This is a genomic window from Succinivibrio dextrinosolvens DSM 3072 (assembly GCF_900167015.1).
Lineage (GTDB): Bacteria > Pseudomonadota > Gammaproteobacteria > Enterobacterales > Succinivibrionaceae > Succinivibrio > Succinivibrio dextrinosolvens.
In genome coordinates this window covers 1-6672 of sequence record NZ_FUXX01000070.1, presented here as the reverse complement: position 1 = coordinate 6672, position 6672 = coordinate 1, and the positions used below count along the sequence as shown (strand labels likewise).

At 39.7% G+C, this 6672-nt stretch carries 6 protein-coding genes and 1 pseudogene; 4 read left to right on the top strand and 3 right to left on the bottom strand.

The window, feature by feature from the left end; translation table 11 throughout:
• Positions 1–365: 365 nt before the first annotated feature.
• Positions 366–1763 carry a DegQ family serine endoprotease gene (locus B5D46_RS11585; protein ID WP_078929585.1) on the bottom strand — a complete coding sequence of 466 codons (1398 nt, stop codon included), beginning with the start codon at positions 1761–1763 and terminating at the stop codon, positions 366–368.
• Between the two features lie 29 nt (positions 1764–1792).
• A complete protein-coding gene (locus tag B5D46_RS11580) occupies positions 1793–2320 on the bottom strand; it encodes a ZapG family protein (RefSeq protein WP_078929584.1) in 528 nt (175 codons plus the stop codon).
• Between the two features lie 268 nt (positions 2321–2588).
• On the opposite strand from B5D46_RS11580, the gene nagA reads away from it, so the two are divergent.
• Positions 2589–3701, top strand: coding sequence for an N-acetylglucosamine-6-phosphate deacetylase (gene nagA / locus B5D46_RS11575; protein WP_078929583.1), 1113 nt, complete (start codon positions 2589–2591; stop codon positions 3699–3701).
• Here nagA and B5D46_RS11570 read toward each other — a convergent pair.
• Entirely contained in the window at positions 3698–4123 is a 426-nt protein-coding gene (locus B5D46_RS11570; protein WP_078929582.1) for a lysozyme inhibitor LprI family protein, read from the bottom strand. The genes nagA and B5D46_RS11570 overlap by 4 nt on opposite strands.
• A 206-nt stretch (positions 4124–4329) precedes the next feature.
• Between B5D46_RS11570 and B5D46_RS11565 the strand changes: the two genes are divergently transcribed.
• From B5D46_RS11565 to B5D46_RS11555, 3 genes and pseudogenes are all read left to right on the top strand, one after another.
• Positions 4330–5178, top strand: a complete 849-nt coding sequence (locus B5D46_RS11565; protein WP_078929581.1) for a DUF3737 family protein — start codon at positions 4330–4332, stop codon at positions 5176–5178.
• The gene (locus tag B5D46_RS11560; protein ID WP_078929580.1) at positions 5171–6331 is read left to right on the top strand and encodes a MalY/PatB family protein; all 1161 of its coding nucleotides are present in this window, start codon (positions 5171–5173) and stop codon (positions 6329–6331) included. Before B5D46_RS11565 ends, B5D46_RS11560 begins: the two co-directional genes overlap by 8 nt.
• A gap of 67 nt (positions 6332–6398) precedes the next feature.
• Positions 6399–6672: pseudogene (locus tag B5D46_RS11555) on the top strand (IS3 family transposase); the annotation flags it as partial.

The window sequence follows — 6672 nt, the reverse complement described above, 5'->3', positions numbered from 1 at the left end:
CAGATAATCAAGATCTGATCCTGCCAATCCAACAAACGCGTTTGTTGGAAATCCCAGAAACCTGATTAAATCCCAGGAACGCGTTCATTGGAATAATCCTAGATACATGATTAAATCCCGGGAACGCGTTCGTTGGAATAATCCTAGATACATGATTAAATCCCGGGAACGCGTTCGTTGGAATAATCCCAGATACATGATTAAATCCCGGGAACGCGTTCCTGGGATTAGCAAAAGCTTTATTTAAAAGTGCGAAAAAACAGGGTTGGGAAATTTACCCTTTTCCAATCGAAAAATCTGATTTTCGACAATAAAAAAGCCGGGGCTTATTAAAGCCCTGGCTCCTCTAACCAGTCAGTTTTCTACTATCTTAAAGTAATGTACAGAGTTGTACCGTTACGGTTGATTCTGATAGCGGAAATCTTGCCTTTCTCTTTGTTTAGAGCTGTCTTCAGATCATGCAGAGTATTAACGTCCTGTCTGTTAACACCGGTGATGATATCACCCTTGCGCAGACCGAACATGCTTGCAACTGAACCCTTGGCAACATCAGTTACTTCAATACCGCCCTTGTCTGAGTTTGCAAATGATGCACCTGCAAAGGCTGGAGAGATCTCCTGTGATTTCTTTGCGGAAAGCTTCTGATTCTCATCAGAGCTCAGCTTTACCTTCAGATCCTTGTACTTGCCGTCACGGAATACGGTAACTGTGATTTCATTGCCAGCTCTCTGGGTAGCAATCTCAGCTCTTAGAGCTGCAAATGACTTAACCTTCTTGCCGTTGATTGCAGTGATGATATCTCCTGACTTAATGCCAGCCTTATCAGCACCAGAATCCTTGATAACTTCGTTAACAAATGCACCGGTTGACTGATCATAACCAAAGCTGTTTGCAAGATCTGCATTCAGTTCTGTACCCTGAACACCTAGAAGACCACGCTTAACTTCACCGAACTTCAGGATCTGAGCTGTTACGGTCTTAACCATATTTGCTGGAATAGCAAAACCGATACCGATATTGCCGCCTGATGGAGCCATAATAGCGGTATTGATACCAATCAGCTTACCGTTTAAATCAATCAGCGCACCGCCTGAGTTACCAGAGTTGATTGCTGCGTCGGTCTGAATGAAGTTCTCAATATTCTCGATATTAAGTCCGCTTCTGCCTAATGCTGATACAATACCTGAGGTTACAGTCTGACCTAGGCCGTAAGGGTTACCGATTGCGATTGCAAAGTCACCAACCTCAAGATTATCTGAGTCTGCCATATCAATCTGGGTCAGATTCTTTGCATTCTCAAGTTTTAATAGAGCAAGATCGGTGTGGCTGTCACGACCAATCAGCTTTGCATTGAATTCACGGCTGTCTGATAGCTGAACCTTAATCTCGTCAGCTCCATCGATAACATGATTGTTGGTTACAACCAGTGCTTCATCGGCACTGATGATAACGCCTGAACCTAATGCTCTGAATTCTCTCTGCTGAGGCTTTTCACCTAAGCCAAAAGCGTCTCCCATGCCTGGGAACATGAATCTGAACTCATCAGGAATTGAGAATCCCTGAACGTCCTTTTTACCTTTTACTGAAATATTAACAACACCTGGAAGTACTTGTTTTAGCATTGGTGCTAATGAAGGGGTGTTTCCCTTTGCTAGAAGGTCTCCTAGGATTGGAGCTGAGGCATTTGCGGTGTTGATTGTTGAAAAGACTGCTGCCGATGATAAAGCGATAATTGCGGTAGCGGTTCTAATCTTTTTTAGCATGTAATAAAACTCCTAACGGAAAAAAATAATCATACTTTTAGCTGTTCCTCCTCCTTTTGCTTTTCCGGCTCAGCTACAGCTGCAGCAGTTTCTGCCTTAGTAACATCGTCTTCAATTGAATCCTCAGGTGGAATCTCAGGATTCTTAAGTACATCCGGAGCAGGAATTGAATTAACTATTCTTTCAATCTTCTCTTCTGTTTCGTCCTGTTTTACAGGCTGGTTATCCTCTTTACCTCTAAAAACCGGCATTGGAGCCATTTCATCTTCCAGGAAATGATGTAAACCAGACTCCCTTGGTGCAATCTTCTCTGTAGTTTCTCTCATAAACTGCAGATATTGTCTGTGGGCTGTATCCAGTTCACCGAACATGTCCAAAGATGTTTTAACAAATCTGTCCAGTGTCCTACGAGCTTTTATGGCATCACGCTTAGACTTTAGCAGTTCATCCTTGACTCGTTTATGCTTATAAATCTGAGCCATGATGATGTAACATACTAAAGCTCCTACGATGAATCCCCCGATAAACAGGGTTACTCCAATTGCGTAAAAGTTCATAATTCACCTATTAACTCCAAAGTGCTTTTGTACACTTTGTACGAAAGAAGATTAGATTTTAATTCTTAGAAGAAACTTAGATATGAACATGCAAATATTTCAATTATGTTTTCTCTGGGTTTCTCCTTTTATTATGAATTATTTTTTATCACATTAGTATTTGATTTTGTTAAAAATATGAGACGATGCTAAACATTTTGGAGAAATGTTTCATAAAATATCTGTCATTAAGAATTTTTCTCAGAAAAAACGAGTTCGAGGCTGAATCATGATCATAAAAAATGGATTGGTATTTACTCCTGATTGCACTTTTGAGGCGTGTGATATCGGTGTAACCGGTGAATGCTTTTCAGAGTCCTGTGAAGGGGAATCCGTCGATGCATCAGACAGCTATGTTCTTCCTGGGTTTATAGATATCCATTTCCACGGCTGTATGAATTCAGATTTTATGGATGGAGAAGAAGCCTCTCTGGAAACTATCTGCCGTTATGAGGCACAAAGAGGAATAACCTCGATTACTCCTGCCTCCATGACCATGGATGAGAACAGTATCTCAAAGGCTCTAAAATGTGCTGCTGCACTTAAGGTTAAGGCTGATATGGCTTCTTTGGAAGGAGTCTATCTTGAAGGTCCATTTATCAGCTCAAAAAAACTTGGTGCACAGAATTCACTGTATGTAAAAAAGCCCGATGAAAAACTTCTTGAAAAATTCCTGGCTGATTCAGATGGCCTGATAAAAACTGTAGCCATTGCACCAGAGGTTGAAAATGCTCTTAGTCTTATTTCTAAATTCAAGGACAGGGTCAATTTCTCGGTTGCTCACACCGATGCGGATTACGATGCAGCCTGCCTTGGTTTTAAAGCTGGTGCCAGAGAACTTACCCACTGCTTTAACGCCATGAATTCCATTCATCATCGTGCTCCGGGACCTGTCTGCGCAGCTGCCGATTATCCTGATGTATTCTGTGAGATTATCTGCGATGGTGTTCATATTCATAAAGGTGCAGTAAGACTTGCCTTCAGACTCTTTGAAAATATCGTAATGATTTCGGATTCTATGGAGGCGACCGGTCTTGAGAATGGAGTCTATGCGCTTGGAGGTCAGAAGGTTGAGGTAAAAGGCAAGCTTGCAACTTTGGATAATGGAGTTATTGCAGGCTCTGTAACCAATCTTTATGACTGCTTCAAGACTGCTGTTCTGGATATGGATATCCCTCTCCAGGTTGCAGTTCTGGCATGCACTAGAAATCCTGCCAGAGCAATAGGTATCTATGAAAAGGCAGGAAGTATAGAAATTGGAAAAAGAGCCGATGCTCTTATTGTTGATAAGAAAACTCTGGATTTAAAACACGTGGTTTTAAGAGGCAGTCTGCTTTTCTAAGGCTCCTCTCCTATGTAGTTGTCCTTAAGTGTATCGTACTGAAGTTTTGTCAGATCAGCTGCGAAGTTTAAATATATTGAATTAAAGATAGTACCGTTGTGAAAGAGAGAGTGTTTCTCAAGGTGACTGAGCATGGATTCCTTGTATTTTATGAAATTACGCTCTGCTTCTTTAAGCTCTTCCTTGCACTGCTTTGGATTGTCTGTCTCGCTGCATTTTGCCAGAGCTTTTTTGTAGTATTTATTGAGCAGTGCGTCGTAGGCTTCAAGTCTATCTGAGCTGCATTTGTTTATCTGTACTGTATTTTCTGCCTTATCTCTGCATTTGTTGAAATTATCTTCTATATCAGGAGTAGTTTCAGCCAAGGCAATTCCTGATACTAAAAGCAGTGATAACATACTCTGTTTTATATAGTTTTTCATAAATACTCCGCTGTGTTTGTGTAAAGCTGACCGAATTTAGATTTCAATTTTATCTTTCTTTAAGCAGACAAAAAAGACGATACCAAATGATAATAATTTCTTAGGTGAAATTTTTTGTCTGATTGCTCAATCTTTTCATTTCTATCTTTATGTTAAACTCCGGTAAGCTGAAGTTAATGTTACAACAAGAAAAATATCCAATATATATGAGTATCATCGAAAACAGAGAATTTGAGGGCGAGCGTCCTCTTTTCTATCAGAAAGACCTTTCTTTATCAAAAATTAAAGTTCTAAACGGTGAGTCTGCCATTAAAGAGTGTATAAATGTAACCTGTACGGATTCGTCATTTAACGGAAAATACCCTTTCTGGCATGCTGATATTGCACAGATTGAAAAATGTGTATTTGAGACTGGAGCGCGAGCTGCAATCTGGTACTCAAAAAATCTTACAATGAAGGACTGTCAGGTTATAGCTCCTAAAATGTTCAGACGCTGCAGTGGTCTTAAGCTTCTGAATGTTGATTTTACTGATGCTCAGGAAACTCTATGGGACTGTACTGATATCAGGGTTAACAATATTAAGGCGGTTCATGCTGATTACATCTTTATGAACAGTTCGGATATTGAGGTTGAGAATTTTGAGCTTCACGGTAACTATTCTTTCCAGAACTGTTCTAATGTAAAAATTAAAAACAGTAACCTTGAGACGAAGGATGCTTTCTGGGAGGCTAAAAATGTAACCGTAGAAAACTGTACGATTTCCGGTGAATTCTTAGGCTGGCATTCAGAAAACCTGACTCTTATAAACTGTAAAATCAAGGGCACCCAGCCTCTTTGCTATGCAAAGAATCTTAAAATCATCAACTGTACCTTTGACGAAGACTGCGATCTTGCTTTTGAGTACTCATCAGTTGATGCAGAAATTAAAGGTCATGTAACCAGCATTAAAAATCCTCTTACCGGTAGAATCAGAGTTGATTCTGTAGGTGAGATTATCTCCGATGCAAATGCAAAAGCCCCTAATGACTGCGTAATTGAGGTTGTTAATGAGTAAGTTTAACTTTGATGAGAAGATAGATCGTCGCGGTACCTTCTCCTATAAGTGGGATTCACTTTCTGTTCCTGACATTCTGCCTTTATGGGTAGCCGATATGGATTTTAAGGTTGCGCCTCCAATATATGCAGCAGTTAACAGATGTGCTCAGCATGGTGTATTTGGCTATGTTCTGGAGAATGATGACTATTACAACGCAATTATTTCATTTAACAAAAGACATTATGGAGTTGAGCTAAAACGCGAATGGATTATGCCTGTTCCTGGAATTGTACCAGCTCTAACAGCCATCCTGCAGGCTTTAACTCAGCCTGGAGATGAGGTTATTCTTCAGTCTCCTGCATATAACTGCTTTTTCAGCTGTATCAGAAATTCAGGTCTTGTGCCTTCAGAAAACAGTCTGGTCTATAAAGATGGAAAGTTTTCAATTGATTTTGATGATCTTGAAATAAAGGCCTCATCACCTAAGGCCAGAGTGCTTTTAGTCTGCAACCCTCATAATCCATCGGGAAGACTGTGGCATTTAGATGAGTTAAAACGCATATGTGAGATTGCCAGAAAGCATAATCTTATTGTTATCTCCGATGAGATTCACTGTGATATCAGACCTAACGGCAGTTCATTTCATGCCTTTTCAACTGTAGATGAGAGCTATAACGATCATCTGATTACTCTTGGGGCTCCAAGCAAGACTTTTAATATTGCTGGTCTGAAGAGTGCTCATGTCATCTGCAGAAACAAGGACTACCGCTACAGAATCGACCGCCAGATCAATATCAACGAAATCTGTGATGTGAATGTCTTTGGTGTGGCAGCTACCATTGCAGCCTATACAGAATGCGATGACTGGCTTTGTGAGCTTAATGACTATATTCAGGAAAACTATCAGCTTTTAAAGACATTCTTCTCTGAGAATTATCCACAAATCAGAGTGGCTGATCTTGAGAGTACCTATCTTGCATGGGTTGACTGTTCAAGCCTGAATCTAAGTGGTGAGCAGATAAAGAATAAGCTTATAAAGGAAGGAAAGCTCTATATTAACGACGGTGAAATGTATCACTCTCCTCAGGAGAGCTTTATAAGAATCAATCTTGCGTGCACAAAGGACACCCTGCACGAAGCGTTAAATCGTTTTAAAAAGGTATTTTCTTAAAACAAAAAATGGAGTCATGTTTGCCCTGACCCCAGTAAGTTGAACAAACCTACTGGGGTTTTTATTTATGAAGCTATCATATGAAGATAAAATTGAAATTTATAGACTTTGGAAAGAAGAGCTTTTTAGTCCAGAATATCTGGCAAAACTGTATGGAATAAGACATAGCTATATAGAGTATCTTATTAAACTTATTGATATTTATGGAATAAGTATAGTTAAAAAGAAATCTAACAATAAATATTCTAAAGAATTTAAAGAAAAAGCTATCCGTAGAGTTCTTGCTGGAAATGAATCGCAAATTCAAGTTTCTTTAAGTTTGGCTATACCTAATTATGGAT

Coding starts and splice junctions, on each gene's coding strand:
- B5D46_RS11570 (WP_078929582.1), bottom strand. CDS start 4,123: ATGAAAAACTATATAAAACAGAGTATGTTATCACTGCTTTTAGTATCA.
- B5D46_RS11580 (WP_078929584.1), bottom strand. CDS start 2,320: ATGAACTTTTACGCAATTGGAGTAACCCTGTTTATCGGGGGATTCATC.
- B5D46_RS11565 (WP_078929581.1), top strand. CDS start 4,330: ATGAGTATCATCGAAAACAGAGAATTTGAGGGCGAGCGTCCTCTTTTC.
- B5D46_RS11560 (WP_078929580.1), top strand. CDS start 5,171: ATGAGTAAGTTTAACTTTGATGAGAAGATAGATCGTCGCGGTACCTTC.
- B5D46_RS11585 (WP_078929585.1), bottom strand. CDS start 1,763: ATGCTAAAAAAGATTAGAACCGCTACCGCAATTATCGCTTTATCATCG.
- nagA (WP_078929583.1), top strand. CDS start 2,589: ATGATCATAAAAAATGGATTGGTATTTACTCCTGATTGCACTTTTGAG.